Genomic DNA, 17,759 nt, shown 5'->3' on the forward strand with positions numbered 1-17,759 from the left:
ACATCGGTCATTTTTTTATGTACAATTTACTCAATATCCCTGCTTTAGTACCCAGCAGCAGTAGAATATCAATGAACCCGGGTCAGGGTTCAAAAAGCCGAAAAAATAAATTCAAAGTACTTTGTAATTCAAAGTTAATTTGTATCTTTAATTGCTCAAATGATTTTACAATCCTAAACTATTATCAAAATGGAAACGAAAACGTTTAGCGTTGTTACCTCCATAGCAATGGTTTTAACCCTTTTGGTAGCAGTACTCAGCATTCTTGGTATTGCCGTCACCGGTCTTTATCCCGGGTTTTTTGTGTTATTGTTTGTGGCGCTGATTCCAATAGCTTCCAGGTTTTACGCAAAAAGAATTGGCAGCAGGTCCAATGATTTCCGGAAACGTTATTATACCACGTTCACCTTTATTAATTTGTTGTCAATCCTGGTGGTGTTGTGGATGACATTTGTAATCGTACATGACCGTGTTCTTCATGACTGTTGTTAAATTGCCTGGTTTTTTTGCCGGCACCTTGCGCTGCTGAACACGAGCCATGGCTAAAATCCAGCTGCGTTTCTTCTGCGAATAGCTTCTTCCGTTGCCGGGATAAAATGCTCTCTTGCATTAAATTCGGCTTCGGCCTGAACGGCTTCAATAAGAGGGCGTAGCTTTTTGTTGTATTCGGGGAACGCTAACTCAAAATTTCCGTTATGCTGCTTTAAAGCATCTGCCAGCGCGGCAGCTCCTTCTATCGCCAGCGAACCGCCCATGCCGGCTGCTGGTGAAGCACAGTACGCCGCATCACCTACCAGGGCCACCCTGCCTTTTGTCCACGATGGCATTTTTATCTGGCAAAATTTATCGAAATAAAAATTTTCTGAATGGGCTACTTCTTCCAATAGTTCTTCAGTTCTCCATCCCTGTCCAACAAACTGATCCAAAATGATGTCTTTTTGTTGCCTCATATCACGATAATCGTATGGAATTTCTTTTTCGGAAAGAAAGCAAAAAACAATGTCGGTTTTATGCTTGTAGGCATTAAGCATATAAGCCTTTCCCGGAACATTATAAAACTGCATGGTATTCGGTGGTATCAGGGATTTGTTTATAATTGAGATAGAAAAATAGGCTTTCAAAAAATGTGTATAGGCAGTTTCTGCACCAAAGCAAATTTTTCTCACATTGGAATGTGTGCCATCGCATCCGATAACCAGGTCAAATGACTTGCTGCAGCCATTCTTAAAAGTAGCTTTTATATCATCCCCTGTTTCGGTTAGCGCAGTAATACTGTCGTTAAAGATAAAAGTAACATCGTTTTTAATTTCATTAAATAGGATGTTTATCAATGCAGTCCGTTCAATTTCTATCTCGTCGCCGGAAGCTGCATCTTTCTTAATCCTGATCGAATTTTCCGTTATATCGTCCGCATTTTTAAATTCGATCATTTCCAGGTTCAAAGCGTTTGATGTCAATTGTTCAAAAATTCCCATCCGCTTAACGATATCAATTGCTGTTCCACGAAAATCAACAGCCGTACCACCCATGCGGGGCACGTCTGCAATTTCAACAACCGTTACCTGGTAACCTGATTTATTCATCCAGTAAGCTGTTGAAAGCCCTGCTATACTTGCACCCGAAACGAGTACTTTATTTGCTTTTAATGATTCCATTTTGCACGGTTTATTTTTTATCCGGCAAAGGAACATGGTGTGGCTGGAATGGAAAATGCCAATACTGATTAAGTATTGGACTAATCGGAGTTTTTGTTGCGGAAAGCCAAAGCAGTCATGCCGGTAACTTTGGTAAACAACCGCGAGAAATAAGGATAGTCATCATAGCCTAATTCGGCCGCAATTTCTTTTACCGATTTATCGGAATGCTGCAGCAGGCGTTTTGCTTCTAAAATTACACGCTGCTGTATGTGATATGAAACAGGATATCCTGTTGTGTCTTTAACACATTCATTCAGGTAATGTGCAGATATGTTTAATTTACTGGCATACGCTACAGGGCGTTTAGCCGTGGTATAATCAGCATCCAATAGCTCCCTGAAGGCTTTGGTAATAATTTCAAACCGTGAAAGTTTGTCTGCCGGCTTTGATTGTTCCAAATATTGCGAAACTACCAATGCAACCAATGCATTGCAACTATCCCTTAGTAACGGGTGATATAGCTTGTCGCTTTTTCGTTTGAAAAATTGTAAACCCAGTGATACGGCTTCGGAAATAAGCGAAAACGTTTCTTTGTTTAAGGCCAACGGTGCTGCGGGGGTAATGCTTTTCAGTAATTTGAGATATCCGGGATGTAGATTTTCCTCATTGACAGACCAGCTGCTGACGGTTACATTTTCAAATGTTATGATGCGGTGTACCTGGTCAGGATGCAGGTAGATGACAGAGCAGGGCTTGATTTCATACCTTTTAAAATCAATTTCAATGGAAACAGTTCCCTTTTCCAGCAAAAAGAAAGAATGACCATCCTCCCGATGCGATTTTCTTGCATCGTCGATACCAGCTGTGGATAAATCTTTCACAAAAATTCTTTCAATGACGATACCCAAACCAAACTCATTCGCCATAATATTTACTGGGATGGATGTTGTTCTTTTAGGCATATTTTTACCGATTCAATCCACAAAGATATGTAACAGGACTGTTTGTAAGGAAATAAAAACGTAGTTTCATAAATGTGTAAATGAGTAGTGGCCGCTTAAGAACCAATTATGTTTTAGGTCAAGGTAAAACAGATAGCAGCATGGAAATAAAAAGCATACAACCGGATAAAAGTCTTGCCGGCTTTGTTGAAAGCTTTTGGATGATCCGGAATGATTTAGCAGCGGAGAAAGAAATTATTGTGCTGCCCGATGGCCGGTTCGATATTATTTTTTTTCTCGCTAACGGTTCTTTTCATGCCACACTTCGGGGCCTGGACACATATCCTGAGCAGGCAGCTATCCCGGGGCGCACGATCATGTTTGCAGTGAGCTTTAAATTACTGGCTGTCGAATATTTACTAGATATTAAAATGGCAGCGATATTAAATAACGGAGAGCAGTTGCCGGATGGGTTTTGGAATATAGGGCCGCAGGATCTGGAGGACTTTCAAGGCTTTTGCGCAAAAATTTCCACCACAATGCTTGCCCTGATCAAACCGGGCATCGACAACCGTAAAAAAGAATTATTTGAGCTGATTTATACCTCCAATGGTTCGCTGACCGTTCACGACCTCTCGGACCGTGTAGCGTGGAGCAGAAGACAGATTAACCGGTATTTTAATGAGCAGTTTGGCATTTCTTTAAAAGCCTACTGCAATATTTTTAGGTTCAAGTCGTCCTTACAACAGATTAAGGAGGGGAGGCTTTTCCCTGAATTGAACTTTGCTGACCAAACCCATTTTATTAAGGAAGTCAAAAGATTTTCCGGGGTATCCCCGAAAGAATTAGCTAAAAATCAAAACGGCCGATTTATACTATTATCTGACTTGTCGCAGTAATAATTTTGCGGTCATGAAGATTCAAGACAAGAAGATCGCTATCATCGGCGGTGGTCCCGGTGGTTTAACTTTAGCAAGACTTTTACAGCTAAAAGGCGCAAACGTAAAGGTATATGAGCGGGATATCAATAAAGATGTCAGGTTGCAAGGCGGCGCACTGGACCTGCATACTGAATCAGGTTTGGCAGCGTTGGCCAAAGCCGGGTTAATGGAAGAATTTAAAGCACAGTACCGGCCAGACGCGGGATTAATGCGGGTGGTAGACGACCAGTTGAAAATTCATCATGATGATCACCAGGAAGGTAAAAAGGAAGATTTTGGTGATAATAATCATCGGCCGGAGATTGACCGGGGACCGTTAAGACAAATTCTTTTGAATTCGTTGGAAGCAGATACCGTTGTTTGGGACAGCCACGTGTTATCAATCGAAAAAATACAAGGCGCCTGGAAATTAGATTTTCAAAATGGGACCAGCACTATAGCAGATTTGATCATTGGTGCGGATGGTGCTAATTCTAAGGTCCGGCCCTTTGTTACCGCAATCAAACCTTACTGGACAGGGATTACTATGTTGGAAGGATCGCTGAAAGATGGTGCAAAAACTGCCCCCGTAATCAATGAATTACTGAAGGGAGGGAAGTTGTTTGGTTATGGGAAAGAAAAAACACTGATCGTCAGTGCAAAAGGTGGCGGCAGTTTCGGGTTTGCAGCCAGTTTTAAATCCAATGAACATTGGGCCAAAGAAAGCGGCATCGACTTCAACGATCATCAACAGGTGCTCGCCTGGTTCAAAAGAACGTTTTCAGAATGGAGTCCGGCCTGGTGGGAGCTCTTTGAAAGTCCAGATACCATTTTCATCCCGCGGCCGCAATATTGCATGCCCCTGGATCAAAAATGGGAAGCCAACGCCAACATCACACTGCTGGGTGATGCTGCCCATTGGATGCCGCCTTTTGCAGGTGAGGGGGTGAATATGGCTATGCTGGATGCGCTGCAGCTTAGTGAAGCGCTTACCAGCCCCGCATTTAGTGATGCTAAGCAAGCCATCGCTTACTATGAAAAACAGATGTTTGCCAGATTCGCCAACATCGGCCAGGTTACCTTATTCAATACAAAATGGATGCACCAGCCCAATGCATTGAAGGTTATGTTGGCTATGTTTAGCAAAAACAAATTTAAGCAGGGGGTATTTATATTCAGGTATGCGATCCAGACAGGGATTATACCATTTATTCGAAAGGTATTCGGACTGCCGCATTCTCAGGAAATATTCCGTTAGAGGGCAGATTGATATCGTTTATTGTAGTTACGGGGATTAAATTAAATGTTGTTTTACTGCTCTCCCAAAGTTAATTTCTCAATATCGTCCAGGTCTTTATGCCTGCCCGCAGCTTTTTTAGCCTCAATAAGATTATTCAGGTGTAGAAATCTGATCATCAATCCCTCTTCATTAAAAACTTGAGTTTGAGGGTAGGCATTGTCAAAATCAACACCTTTAAGTTTTGTAATAATGTCAATACTCACCGGAGGGCGTCCGTAGGAGAAAACATCCGCTGTATCGGCATCAAGAAATTTTGATTCGGTCATATCAAAAATGGGCAGACCAAACTCCTGAAACGCCTGGGTTAGTTTCAGATAGTTTTCTTTTGTTCTGTTAACCCAAATATCCATATCCCCGGTTACTCTCCGGTAACCATGTAGAATCACAGCATAACCACCAACAAGAATGTACTCTACATCATGGTTGTTCATTGCCTGAATAAATTCTCTGAAATCATCATTGAAAATAGTTCCCATTTACTTATTGAGTTTTCTACAAGTAAAATATTCCCTATCTAATTTTGGTTGATTGGTCATTGAAAATCCGTATGCCTGCGATACTAGGTAATATGCCTGCCGCAAACGTTCAATATATGGCACATCTTTGCCAAATAGATTTGCCGCATCCGCTTCTTCGAAAGTTCTGATTTTAAATGCTGTTTTATCAAGTTTAAAGTCTGCCATATGTAACGTTATATGGTAAATATACAGATAATGTAAGAAGACTAAAGCTGTTAAGCTGATATATACACCAGACACAGAACTTCCTCAAAATAAAAAAGGACAAACCAAAGTTTGTCCTTTCTAGTGCCCAGAACTGGATTCGAACCAGCACACCCTTGCAGGCGCTGCGACCTGAACACAGTGCGTCTACCAATTTCGCCATCTGGGCAACTGATATCGTGTCAGGGGTTGCAAAGATAAGCAGACAAAGCATTTCACCAAATTATTTTTCAATTTTTTTCAAAAAAATGACGGCCTGCCGGTAATGCTAACACATTGAACCCCTTTGTGATACGCTATTTAGGCTTCTACGGCCTTGCTCACCTTACGATACACAAACTCATGGTAGATATGCCTGCGGCAGAATCTTCCCGGTGTGTCGGAGTTGATAAGCTTCACATATAAGGTTTTAGGTACCTCCAGGTATTCGTAGCTGCTGCCATCCTGGAAATGCAATTGCAATGTCTGTTTCTGATAAGAGAAATCTACGATCGTAGAGGCAGATATCGTTTCCGTATATTCAGGCAGCGCCGCCGCAATGGTTTCCGGTGCAATGCTCACCAGGAAATGATAGGCTTCAATCAGCTCCTTACTCTTTACTTCTGCTTCCAGTTTCTTTTCCTCTTCAACACCCTCAAATTTATCAGGGTGCCACTCCTTCATCAGGTTCCTGTAAATCGTTTTTAACTCTTTTAACTCAGTAGTTTTGGTAACACCCAGCAACTTCCGGTAGTCAACTATTTTACTCATAATGTATTTGTTCAAAAATAAACAGGCTGATCACTATGAGCAGACTACCATTTATCTTACCCGAAAAACCGGCAAAGGTACGTCATTTTAAGGTCCCGGCAAGTATTTTATTTGCCCTTGTCCAGCGCCATTTTCAAGGCTAATCCACCGAAAACGCCTCCCATTACCCATTTTTGGATACGGACCCATTTAGGATTGGCTGAAAACCAGCGGGTAACACCCGCAGCAAAGGATATAATTAAAAAATTAACGGTGAAGCTCACGGCTATTTGCGTCAACCCCAGCAGAAAGCTCTGCCCGAGTACAGATCCATACGCCGGCTTTATAAACTGCGGGAAAAATGACAGGTAAAATACCGCCACCTTCGGGTTTAACATATTAGTGAAAAGGCCCATGCTGAAAAGTTTCAAGGGTTTGTCGGCCTCTAGCTGCGTATTGGTGTCAAACAGGCCTTTCCCGCCCGGTTTCACGGTTTGCCAGGCCAGGTACAGCAAATAGGCGCTGCCGGTCATTTTCAGCACCGTATAGGCGTAAGGAACGGCCATCAGGATGGCTGTCAGTCCAAAAGATACCAGCGTAATATGGAAAAGAAATCCGCAGGCTACCCCCGCCAGCGAAATATAACCCGCCTTCCTGCCCTGGGTAACAGACCTGGAGATCAGGTAAATCATATTCGGCCCTGGTACCAATACCATGAGCAATGCCGCAAATGCAAACAACAGTAGTTGGCTAACCGGTATCATTGTTATTAAATTTTATGGAGAGATGGCACAAGGTAAGCCATTTTAAAAAATAAAAGTCCTCCCGGTAAACTTCGCCGGGAGGACAATCCAATGATTGAAGCGGTTACTTTTTCTTAGGATACATTTTGTAGAACGTGATACCATTGTCATAGTCACTGATCCCGGAACAGTAATACACCGCACCGGTTTTATCCTGGCCAATCAAGGTCACACCGGTAAAATCCACCCATTTGGCCAGCCCCGTTTTTTTGTTTTGTTCCGCAGGAGGGGCGTCCAAACCAATTTCCGTACCGGCATAACAGAACTGGATCTTGTTGCGGAGGTCATAGCTGGCAAGTGAACTGTTACTGCTGACGAGCATGGTACCATCTGTTAGTTGCAGTACGGGATTTATCTGCGGAGCATAGGGATCTGTAATAAAACCGTTGCCCGACAATTTTTTATACAACGGGTTATCTTCATAGGAATGGAAGATGTAGGTATCTCCGTAAGTATTGAAGAGAGCGCCCTTGTCATCATCTTCTACATTATACTGCAACATATCATACCGTACATAGGTGGTGGTAAAATAACCATAAACAGATTTGCCGGAAGGATCCGGTAAATAGTTGCCGGAAAAGACCGGGAACCCGGTGGCGCCGTAGCCCAGATCATAATACATGAGCCCATGTACTTTACCGCTGGCATCTAACCTGGAAATGAGGAGTATGCAATTAAAGGATTCATAGGTGGGGGTGCCGGCACAAAGGCCCTGGTACCATCCCTGGTGGTTACCGGTACTGCTGCCCGGCGCGTAAGCGTTTGTATAATAAAGATTGTCGTTGATATCTGTATGCAGTGTAAGCGCCACTACTTTCAACTGCGAAATACTGCCCTGGAAAGGTGCGCCGGTTTCGTCGGCAGCGAAACCACGCGCCACCAGTGTGCGGTTGATGGTGGTCACTGTTTTGGTGGCCAGGTCCATTTTACAAAGCCTGAAAATATAGGCTGTCTTTTCATCAGCAGGGTTATCTGTTACTTCAGCAGAAAAGAACAACGCATTTCCTTCAAAAGTAACAGCACTGCCGAATATTTGCCCGATCTTAAAATCGCTACCCTTGTCCTCATGCACGATGTCGCCGCTTTTTAGCAGCGTACTGCTATGGCCGTTGTTTACTGCCTGTATCGCCAGGCGGTTGCTGAAATAAATATTCCCGCCGTTGTCATTGCTCAGCTGCAATGCCAGGTAATTACCTTTACTCGTATAGTCGTTCATGTTATCCGGTTTCCATTGCGCTATTTCGTCTACCCATAGCGTAGTATCGGTGCGGCCTGCTCCGGTTGCGGTTCGCCTGATGTTAATAGCAGGTCCATGTATGGTGATGCCATTGGCAGTAATGGTTACAGGCCGGTTATTGCCCACACCCATTTCTTTGGTGATCAGAAAACGCACAGCATCCAGTTTCCCCTGCGGGGTGTAGGTGGTGTAGTTCTGGGCAAATTGCGCAGTATCGATAATTTTTGCTTCGGCATCACCAATCATAATCCTGGTACCGGGGCTATAAGGAAATAGTTTGCCTATCAACACAGCGGTATCATCTACGAGCAGGGTAGATGGATAAGTCCAGGTAATGGGCGCCAGCCTCGAACCGGACAACTGTGTGTAGTAGTCGGCCAGCCACGGTTGCGATAATACCATGGTAGAATGATCATCCACTTTTTTACAGGCAGTGGGCAATACTAACAGGCAAATCGCGTATAGACATAACCGTGCTAACGGAAGAAATGTTTTTTTCATCTGTAAATATTTTACCTAGAAATTTTTTAAGACAGTGACGGCAAAGTTGGTATTAATGGAAATGGTTTTCCCGGTATAGGGATCGGTATAGCTGCCGGCGTCGCTATCGGTATAGCCGGTGATCAGCAGCGTATAGGCGTGACCGGGAATCATGTCCGATACCGCCCGTGCCATTGATTGGCCAGCATCCGATACGGCGTATACTTTCACGTTAACGGAAGCAGGAGCAGGGAACTCCACCGGGATGAAACCGGTATGGTCCATAAATGTGGTACTGGCGGGCAGCCCGGCAGGCACCTGCTTGTTCAGCGTCACAAACACCGCACCGGTAAACGGACTAAGATTCACAATGCGGATACCTATTTTTCCAGCTTCAGGGGTATATGGATCAGCCGCGATGATATGCCGGAACTGACCCCGGTTGTCTCCCCAAAAAACCATGGTAGGATGGGCGGGGGAAAGATCTGCCTGTGCGCTGTCCACTATATGATGGGCTGTATCTACCAGGTATAATTGCCGGGGACCGGCTGCCAGGCGCATAAATTTAATCCATTCTGTTCCGGCGCGCGGATAGGCCGGCAACGTTTTATCGGGGTGCCAGATATAGGGATAAATGGAATGATAGAGATCCGGAACAGGCTGGTAGGTGCTGTCACGGGAATCAATCAGTACCATGTATCCTTTTGAACCGGCCGAATTAGCGCCATCCACAACCGCGGTGGAAGCAAAGAAGAAATTAACCTCTCCCATCGCAGTTTCCTCCGGCATGGTTACTTCCTTGTTGCAGGCAGCCGCAAAAAGTACTGCCAGTATCATCAATATTTGCCACCCCTTTTTTTTATACTGTTTCATGTAGCGTACGTTTTACCTCGATAAAAGATGTTTTAAAATGCGTAAGTGAACTGTAACAGGATATACCTGCCCGGCTTATATTTCATGTAGATATTATCACCTTTGTAGAATCTCCTGCCATCCGGTCTTTCAACAGCTTCTTCTTTGTTATACCGCTGGTTGAAATTCATATCTTCTGCAATCCGGTATTGCTGATCCAGTATGTTTTGTATACTGAGTTTTAGCTGCAGCGATTTGATAAGTCTTTGCGTAATGGAGAAGTCCAGTAAGTGCATCGGTAACTGCAACAGGTCAGGGCGATAGTAGGAATCATTTCTGCTGGAATCGGCCAGTGTGCGTATGCTTTTGGCATAGATACTGGGTCCGCTGATATTGTATACCAGCCCCATTTTTGTACCGGTAGCCACATTTTCATAAAACAATCCGGCATTGGCGATGTAAGGGGCCTGGCCTTGTAAAGGCCCGCCTGGCTTATGCGCGGTGTCCGAAGCATAATCGTTGTTCTCTTTGCGTCTTTCGGTATGACTCTGGATATAGGAGCCATTCAGTACTACCGACAGATGCCTGAAAATGTTACCGGGAATAAAAGCAAGACTTTTCTTTATTTCCGCTTCCACACCGTAGATCTCTGCATATACAGAGTTATCGTAGGATATGTTGGTGTAGCTCCAGCCGTCACTATATTCATTATTGGTGGTTTCTTCCCGGGTTCTTTCAATAGGGTGCGCTAAGTGCTTATAAAATACGCCGATATTAATTACTTCATTGGCATTGCGGGGATAGAGTTCTGCGCGTAGGTCGTAGTTGTCAATAACGGCTGTTACTACCCGCGGATTACCTTTTATCCTTTCGTTTCGCTGGTAGTCAAAATCGTTGTAAGGCGTGATTTCCCGGAAGTCGGGTCTGTTTACCGTTCTGCCATAGCTCGTGCGTATTACCACGTTGCTGTCGGGCCGGTAGCCAATGTTAAGGGAAGGCAGCAGCACTGTTTTCTTATGATCTACATATACAAAGTCAATAGTCTGTTTGCCTGTAGGTCCTTCTTTGGCGCCGGAAAGTCTTTGCCGGTCGTATTCTCCGCGAAGCCCGGCATTCAGGGTCAGTTTCTCTGCGGCCGTTTTCCAATCGCCCATAACATAAAAACTATTGTACTGTTCACTGGCCGTATAGGCGTCTACGGGAGATGTAATGTCGTATACTGCCAGTCCTGTATTATCATTGGGGAAATAAGTATTGCTCCATAATTTTGATACATCCTCCGGGCGATAATACAGTAAATTAATATTGTTGACATCATATCCATTTCCCCATTTCAGGTAGTTGTTGCTGTTCTGCCTGGCTTCCAGTTCATCCGGCTCAAGTCCTGCGCGGTTTATACGAAAGGTTCGCCGCCCCACCTGTCTTGTTTTAAATAGCTGGTATCCGCCTGCTTTGATATAAAATGCGGGATGTACCTGGAAGGTATAATCCAGTGATCCATTGTATACCTGCTCCAGGTTTTTAATATAAATCCGGGTGAGCATACCGGATTTGGTACTGTTAACATCTCCATTGGAGCCGGCAGGAACCCAGATGGATGAATCGATGTTTTTAGGAGTGGTGCCGAGAAAATGTACCAGTCGCTGATCCGGTACATTTTGCAGATCATGTGTATAACCTATATTCCAGGTAAGCTGATGAAGCCCGTTAGCAGCCAGCGAATGGGTACCGCTGATATTGCCCGAATAGAGCAGTCGTTGCTGGAAGGAGAGGACCGCATCTTTTCTGAACCGGCCGGTGCTGTTGTCAAAATACACCGGCAATGAGTTGGGTACTCCTTCTGTACTGCTGGTAAACCGTTTCCCGTCGTTCACAAAAAAATTGAGCCAGGAAAGCTGGTGACGCTCATTCAGTTTTAGCGTGAGGTTTTCAAGCACATTTATCTTACCGGTTTCGGTAGTTTGCGTGCCCCTGGTGATCCGGTTGTTGCTGCCACTGTATTGCCCGTCTATATCGCTCAGCTGCCACGCGTCTGTATTGCCGGTTTGCCGGTAAACGTTACCGGCTGCTGTTTCCCGGGTATAGGTCACGGAGGTCAGATCGTATAATCTTGCTTTTCCCAGGCGCCAGCTATTGTAATAGTTACCAAACAACTGCATATCCGGGTTGCTGTGGCGTGTGCCGGTAGCCAGCGTGGGCGAAAAGCCTTTCAACCATTCCGATGGCGGTAAATTGGTTACACGGTGGTTACTCTGAAACACGCCGGGTGAAAAGGATGGCAGCTTCCGTGTACCGTCATCCATACCCAGGAAATCGAGTTTGCCGCCGTTGTAGCTGTCGATCGTTTTCAGGCTGGAGCCTTCCCGGTAGGCTACCTGTACGCCGATATCAAAATGTTTGACCGGCATCGCATTTTTTGTGTATACCCTGATAGCAGCCCCGGCATAATCGCCTACCAGGTCGGCCACCGGCGATTTATGAACCAGTATCTTATCAATGACGCTGCTGGGCAGCAGATCGTAGGCAAATGCTTTGGTATACAGTTCGGTGGAAGGCGCCACGTTGCCATTGAGATAGGTAAGATTATACCGTTCATTCATACCGCGAACCACGATAAAGCGATCATCCACTACGGTGATACCCGAAATGCGTTTTACGATTTCAGCGGCGTTGCGGTCGGCTGTTTTGGAAATGAGCTCGCTGGAAATACCGGAAACTACCCCGGTCGCATTTTTTATTTCCTGTAACAGTTGTCGCTCGGTACTGTGGGTAACCGCCCTTACTTTCCGGGGGCCGCTGCCTACTACTACTTCTTTTAATGCGCCACCTGTTTGCATTTTGATATCGTAAGAGGCCGACTTATCTTTCTCCACCTGCACCCGGTTAACCACACTCCGCTGATAGCCTACAAAAGTAACCAGCAACGTATAGGTGTTAACGGGCACGTTGGGCAGCTGATAAAAACCTTTGCTGTCGGTGATCGTGCCAATAGAAGTGCCTTCCAGTTGTACAGTAGCGCCAGGCAGGGGAGTGGCCGTTTCAAAATCTACCACCCGGCCACGCAGGGCGCCATTACCTGCGTCTTTCCTGGTAGCCGGACCTGTTTTTACGGCAATGGTGTTGGCGCTTACCTGGTATAAAATGCCATAGGTCTGAGTTAATTCTGTCAGCACATTTTTTAGAGACACCGATTTCCATTGTACCAGCGGGAGTTTTACTGCGCTGAGGGAAGAGCGGTCGTAAGAAAAGCTGAAATTGCTCTGCAGGTCTATTTCGGCCATCACAGCGGCGAGGTTGGTGTTGCGAAGCGTGAGCGTGATAGGTTCGTTCATGGCCGGCGACTGGGCATGGACATAGCCCACGGTAAGCAGCGATAGTAAGCACCATACCAGCCATGATTTTCTTTTCAGCAGGATTGGCCTGCTTTGTTTAAATTTGTTCATACGTAAACTTTAAAAACAATTGTTTTTGATGTCCCGCTGCCAGGCGGGACATTTTTTGTGACTAATAAATGAATACCGTATCGCGGGTTTCCCGGTAAGTGAAACCATATATGAAGGACATGTTGCGGAGTATGTCTGTTAACGTTTCCTGATTGTAAGTGGCGGTGAAACGGGCCGCCTTGAAGTCGCGGGAACCAGCCATGATCTTTTTATGATAACGGTTTTCAAGCCTGCCAAAAACTGCTGCCGGCGGCACATCTTCCAGTACGAAGGCGCCCCGTTTCCAGTCAGCTTCTTTTTCCGGGGAGAATGTGCGGGTATTAAAGCTTTGCAGTGATCGCTTGTAGGAGAGTTTTATACCCGGTGTCAGCACCAGGGTACTGTCGCGCTGCTGCTGGAGCGACAGCCGTACCGATATCTTACCGGCAGACAAGGCCAGTCTCGTGGTATTTTCGTCTTCATAGGCTTCGATGTTGAAATGTGTGCCCAATACAGTGGCCGTCAGGCCGCCTGCATCCACCTGGAAAGGAGCGGCATGAGGCGCCACCTCAAAGTAGGCTTCTCCCGTAAGGGTAATATGACGGGCGGTAACATTATAATTATCGGGCACCTCAATGCAGGAGCCAGGCGCCAGCCATACCAGGCTGCCATCGGTAAGCGTAAGTTTTCGTACATGGGTCAGCATGTTCGTAATCCGCTGAGGAGGCGCCAATGGCAAAGCTGTTTTTGCAGGCCGCTGCAGCCATAATAAACCTCCTGCCAGCAGGGCTATACAAGCGGCGCTCAGCCATTTTAAATACAATAGTGTACGGGGCCGCCGCGATGGCATCAGGTGCGATAGTTGCTGGTCCAGTACCTTCGCTATTGCTGCCGGCATAGGAGCGGCATCCGGTTGCCAGTCCTGCTCCAGCAGCGACTCCAGTGCCGGGTCATCCTGCATTTGCAGCCATTGCAGTACTGCCTTTCGCTCTTCGGCAGTTCCCGTGTTATCTATATATCTTTGCCAGGTTTGCGGATCTATCATGACACATCTGTTTACGTACTACTATCAACACGCAACAACCGGTATCTACCTCAATCCGTAAAACACCATAACACCGCAATTAACAATTTGGTAATACTGCATTTCCCTGCGGGGCATCCTATATTTGTACCACTTATGTCGGATACAGCTACGTATGATAAGGAACTTGTCTTTACCCGGTTATATCATGCCTCCCGCGACAGGCTGTATAACTATCTGCATAATTATACCCGTGATACTCATTTGCTGAAAGACCTGATGCAACAATGCTACCTCAAAGTATGGGAACGTATGGACGGGATCTACGATGTGGAAAATGCATTACCCCTGCTCAAAACAATTGCCCGCCGTCAACTGATAGATGTGATCCGTAAACGGATGAAAGAAGATATGGCGTGGCTGGAAACCATGAAGGAAGAAGTAACCCAGCTGCTGGCAACACCGGCCGAAAGCCCCCGCGCATCGCTGCAGGCACTTGATGCGGCCATCGCCCAACTACCGGACAACTGCCGGTTGGTGTACCTGCTGCACCGCGAGGAAGGATTGTCATACCGGGAAATTTCATTTCGTATGTCCATTTCCGTTAGTATGGTGGAAAAACACATGAGCAAAGCAATCCGCCTGCTGAAAAATGACCTCATCACCAATTGTGAACTGCTGCTGGTGCTGGTAGCGGTAAATAAATTATTGTAACCCCATGCCGGATCAGGAAATAGCAGTATTTTAACAGCCTGTTTACTTTTTCAACCTGGTCTTATATGAAAACACCCGCCTTGTTAACCATACTGCTATGCTTTGTAATAACAGGCAGCGCGCAACAACTGGACTCTGTCAGGTACCCGAACGGCTATCTTTATTTTCATACCTATGGAACCGGAACACCGGTGATTATACTCTCCGGAGGCCCCGGCAATTCCTGTATGCAGCAGGAAGAAGTGGCCATTGCACTCAGCAAAAAATACCGCAGCATTTTACCGGAACAGCGTGGCACGGGGTTGTCGATTCCTGTACCATTTGATTCTACTACTATAACGCTGCAATCTGCAGTGGAAGATCTGGATCGCCTGTTGCAGCATATCCATTTAAAACAGGCTATTTTTTACGGTCATTCCTGGGGCGCTATGTTGGCCATGAGCTTTGCCGCAAAGTACCCCGATAAGGTGCGCGCACTGGTATTGGCCAACCCCGGTTACTATAAATTTTCTCCTGAGCTGCTGACTACCCATGTCAATAACCTCCGTTCTCATTTGGGAGCAGCCGAGGTGGTGTTAATGGATTCGCTGGATAAAAAAACAAGCGAGGGCAGGGGAACAGCAGCTGATTCGGCGTTGTATAACAAAACCGTACGACTGGCCTACATTTACAATAAGGCGCTGATCGATAGTTTTATGGCGAAGATCTATGTGGCAAAACCCAACCAGACTATGCAGCAGTTGATGGTGAGTGATCTGCGGCGGGTACACTACGACCTCAGTAAAAATTTATTTCACTATAAAGGCCCCGTGACTATTATTGCCGGCGCCCAGGATCCATTGGCGTTTTATACGTATGAGCTGAAAATGATCCATCCCGGAATACAACTCCGCTGGATACAGGAATCCGGGCATTTTCCCATGTTTGAACAACAGGCTGCTTTTAATAAACAGCTGTTGTCCGTAATGGCTACATATCCATAAACTCCCAGGCGCTCTGGTAGGCGTTGTTGTTTTCTGCATAACTGATAAAGTCAGCGTAAAATCCCAGCTGGGAAAGGGTTCCGCTGTCGCCTATTATCACCAGCTTTTTCCGCGCCCTGGTCATGGCTACGTTCATACGCCGGATATCGGATAAAAAGCCGATCTTATTTTCTGTGTTGCTGCGCGTCATACTGATGTATACAATATCGCGCTCCTGCCCCTGGAAACTATCGATGGTATTCACAGAAATCCTGTCCGCATAAGGCAGTAATGCCGGTGAATGCAGCAGCTGTTCTTTTAAAAGTTGTATCTGTTGTTTATAGGGAGATATCACTGCTACTGTAGGAAAATCTTTCGGCTGGTAATGAGCACCCAGCTCGGTAACCAGCATTGTCAGATGCTTAAATAAAAAAGCAGCTTCCTCGGGATTGGTAGTGCTGGTGCCTTCTGATTTTTCATCAAACCCGCAGCCGGCAGTATCTACAAAAGACAACGGGCTATCGGTAGAAAACAACAGGTGCTGTGCTACGGAAGCGTGCGCCTTCAGTTTGGCGGCATAAAAAATAGCCGAGGAATAGCCCATAATGGTTTCATGCATGCGATATTGTTCTTCCAGCAGGGTAACACTTTCGGGATGCAATGCCGTGCACTTTTCGAGCAAGGTAGTGCTCAGTCCTTTCCGGGCGGCTTCATCCGATTTTATTGTGGGCGGCAGCTGGCAATGATCTCCTGCCAATACCACTTTTTGCGCTTTCAGGATAGGGATCCAGCAGGCCGGCTCCAGGGCCTGTCCGGCTTCATCTATTACCACGGTATCATATTGCAGGTGTTTAACGGTATAATGATTAGCACCAACCAGGGTGGCGGTAATCACCTGCGCTTTGGCAATCAGGTCGTCAATAATATATTGCTCTGTGTTGCCTACTTCTTTCATAATTTTACGCGCCTCGTCAAACAACGCTTTTCGTTGTTCTCTTTCTGCTTTCCCGAAATTACGTTTGTATTTATGCGCCATATCACGGAATTCGTTGGCCTGTTTTTTTAGCCGTTTGATTTCCTTGATACTGCTATGCTCTGATATCTTGCTGTCGAGTGTAAGGGACATTAATCTTTCTGATACACGTGCCGGGTTGCCTACTCTTAATACGTTCAATCCTTCATCCGATAATTTTTCACTGAGTAAATCCACGGCGGTGTTACTCGGCGCCACCACCAGTATTTGTTTACGGTCCTGTTGAATAAGCGCTTTGATAGCCTGTACCAGCGTGGTAGTTTTCCCGGTGCCGGGAGGACCGTGCACAATGGCCAGGTCATTGGCAGCGAGGATCTTGCTGACGGCAGCCTGTTGCGAGGCGTTGAGCCGGGGATTTACATATGGAGGAAGACCGGTGTGAAAAGCCGGTTTTTTTTCTCCGGTCAGTATTTTTATCAGCTTGTTTTCGGGTGTTTTATCCTGTAATGCGTCGGCCTGTTTCAGCGCGCTTTGCATTTCATCATAGCTGTTGTCGTCAAATAACACATCTATGCCCAGCTTACCATCGCTGGCCCAGTCGGGCAGTTCGTCGGTGCGCAGGGTTATTTTAAGACGGTTACCACCCTGGTAGGAAATGGTACCGTCCAGGTGATCCTGTTTTCGGTCGTGGTTGGAAAATAGTACGGCAGCAGCGCCAAAACGCAGTTGATGAGGGATATCCTGGTGCGTGGTGCGTTCTACTTCCACGGTCAGATAGTCGCCCCGGCTCATTTCTGATCCCCGGATGGCAATCGGGTACCAGGTAAGTCCGTTAGCCCGCCGCTCAGCCACGGATAAGGTTTCTGTCATTTGCTGATAGCTTTTCCGGTCTGTTTCCCGCTCTGTTTTGAGTAAATCAAGCTGCTTTTTGAAATAATCCATGGCGCAAAGGTAAGGTGTTCTGCTTTTGTCGCAATCGGCCACCAAGAAAGTCGGATTCACCCACGACGAATCAGGAAGAATCCTGCTAAGTTTGTATCATC

16 protein-coding genes and 1 tRNA gene are annotated in these 17,759 nt (G+C 46.0%); 5 read left to right on the forward strand and 12 right to left on the reverse strand.

Going from position 1 to position 17,759, the window contains the following annotated elements; all coding sequences use genetic code 11:
* The first annotated feature begins 189 nt into the window (after positions 1–189).
* Positions 190–492: a hypothetical protein gene (locus tag KE626_RS28950; protein WP_211976560.1), complete on the forward strand. Its 303-nt coding sequence runs from the start codon at positions 190–192 to the stop codon at positions 490–492.
* Between the two features lie 50 nt (positions 493–542).
* On the opposite strand, the gene KE626_RS28955 is transcribed toward KE626_RS28950, so the two are convergent.
* Positions 543–1,655, reverse strand: a complete 1,113-nt coding sequence (locus tag KE626_RS28955; RefSeq protein ID WP_211976561.1) for an FAD-dependent monooxygenase — start codon at positions 1,653–1,655, stop codon at positions 543–545.
* A gap of 80 nt (positions 1,656–1,735) precedes the next feature.
* Positions 1,736–2,599, reverse strand: coding sequence for a helix-turn-helix domain-containing protein (locus KE626_RS28960; protein WP_211976562.1), 864 nt, complete (start codon positions 2,597–2,599; stop codon positions 1,736–1,738).
* A 140-nt stretch (positions 2,600–2,739) separates the two neighbouring features.
* On the opposite strand from KE626_RS28960, the gene KE626_RS28965 reads away from it, so the two are divergent.
* Positions 2,740–3,477, forward strand: coding sequence for a helix-turn-helix domain-containing protein (locus tag KE626_RS28965; RefSeq protein WP_249207766.1), 738 nt, complete (start codon positions 2,740–2,742; stop codon positions 3,475–3,477).
* 13 nt (positions 3,478–3,490) lie between these two features.
* The gene (locus KE626_RS28970) at positions 3,491–4,756 is read left to right on the forward strand and encodes an FAD-dependent oxidoreductase (protein ID WP_211976564.1); all 1,266 of its coding nucleotides are present in this window, start codon (positions 3,491–3,493) and stop codon (positions 4,754–4,756) included.
* 53 nt (positions 4,757–4,809) lie between these two features.
* Here KE626_RS28970 and KE626_RS28975 read toward each other — a convergent pair whose 3' ends face one another.
* The 9 genes from KE626_RS28975 to KE626_RS29015 form a co-directional block, all read right to left on the reverse strand.
* Positions 4,810–5,274 (reverse strand): DUF6036 family nucleotidyltransferase, encoded by a 465-nt coding sequence (locus KE626_RS28975; protein WP_211976565.1) that lies wholly within the window; start codon positions 5,272–5,274, stop codon positions 4,810–4,812.
* Positions 5,275–5,481, reverse strand: coding sequence for a hypothetical protein (locus tag KE626_RS28980; RefSeq protein WP_211976566.1), 207 nt, complete (start codon positions 5,479–5,481; stop codon positions 5,275–5,277).
* 124 nt (positions 5,482–5,605) lie between these two features.
* Positions 5,606–5,689 (reverse strand) — tRNA-Leu (locus KE626_RS28985).
* Between the two features lie 131 nt (positions 5,690–5,820).
* Positions 5,821–6,270 (reverse strand): KTSC domain-containing protein, encoded by a 450-nt coding sequence (locus KE626_RS28990; protein WP_249207773.1) that lies wholly within the window; start codon positions 6,268–6,270, stop codon positions 5,821–5,823.
* Positions 6,271–6,377: 107 nt separating this feature from the next.
* Positions 6,378–7,013 carry a LysE family translocator gene (locus KE626_RS28995; protein WP_211976567.1) on the reverse strand — a complete coding sequence of 212 codons (636 nt, stop codon included), beginning with the start codon at positions 7,011–7,013 and terminating at the stop codon, positions 6,378–6,380.
* A gap of 103 nt (positions 7,014–7,116) precedes the next feature.
* Positions 7,117–8,790 (reverse strand): hypothetical protein, encoded by a 1,674-nt coding sequence (locus KE626_RS29000; RefSeq protein WP_211976568.1) that lies wholly within the window; start codon positions 8,788–8,790, stop codon positions 7,117–7,119.
* Between the two features lie 15 nt (positions 8,791–8,805).
* Complete coding sequence (locus KE626_RS29005) at positions 8,806–9,642, reverse strand: DUF4397 domain-containing protein (protein ID WP_211976569.1); 837 nt, start codon at positions 9,640–9,642, stop codon at positions 8,806–8,808.
* Between the two features lie 32 nt (positions 9,643–9,674).
* The gene (locus KE626_RS29010) at positions 9,675–13,064 is read right to left on the reverse strand and encodes a TonB-dependent receptor (protein WP_211976570.1); all 3,390 of its coding nucleotides are present in this window, start codon (positions 13,062–13,064) and stop codon (positions 9,675–9,677) included.
* 61 nt (positions 13,065–13,125) lie between these two features.
* Positions 13,126–14,088, reverse strand: coding sequence for a FecR family protein (locus KE626_RS29015; RefSeq protein WP_211976571.1), 963 nt, complete (start codon positions 14,086–14,088; stop codon positions 13,126–13,128).
* A gap of 135 nt (positions 14,089–14,223) precedes the next feature.
* Between KE626_RS29015 and KE626_RS29020 the strand changes: the two genes are divergently transcribed.
* Positions 14,224–14,781 (forward strand): RNA polymerase sigma factor, encoded by a 558-nt coding sequence (locus tag KE626_RS29020; RefSeq protein ID WP_211976572.1) that lies wholly within the window; start codon positions 14,224–14,226, stop codon positions 14,779–14,781.
* 65 nt (positions 14,782–14,846) lie between these two features.
* Entirely contained in the window at positions 14,847–15,764 is a 918-nt protein-coding gene (locus KE626_RS29025) for an alpha/beta fold hydrolase (RefSeq protein WP_211976573.1), read from the forward strand.
* Here the strand turns inward: KE626_RS29025 and KE626_RS29030 are convergent.
* The gene (locus KE626_RS29030; protein ID WP_211976574.1) at positions 15,751–17,658 is read right to left on the reverse strand and encodes an AAA domain-containing protein; all 1,908 of its coding nucleotides are present in this window, start codon (positions 17,656–17,658) and stop codon (positions 15,751–15,753) included. The genes KE626_RS29025 and KE626_RS29030 overlap by 14 nt on opposite strands.
* Between the last annotated feature and the right edge of the window lie 101 nt (positions 17,659–17,759).

It is taken from the genome of Chitinophaga hostae, assembly GCF_018224885.1.
GTDB lineage: Bacteria > Bacteroidota > Bacteroidia > Chitinophagales > Chitinophagaceae > Chitinophaga > Chitinophaga hostae.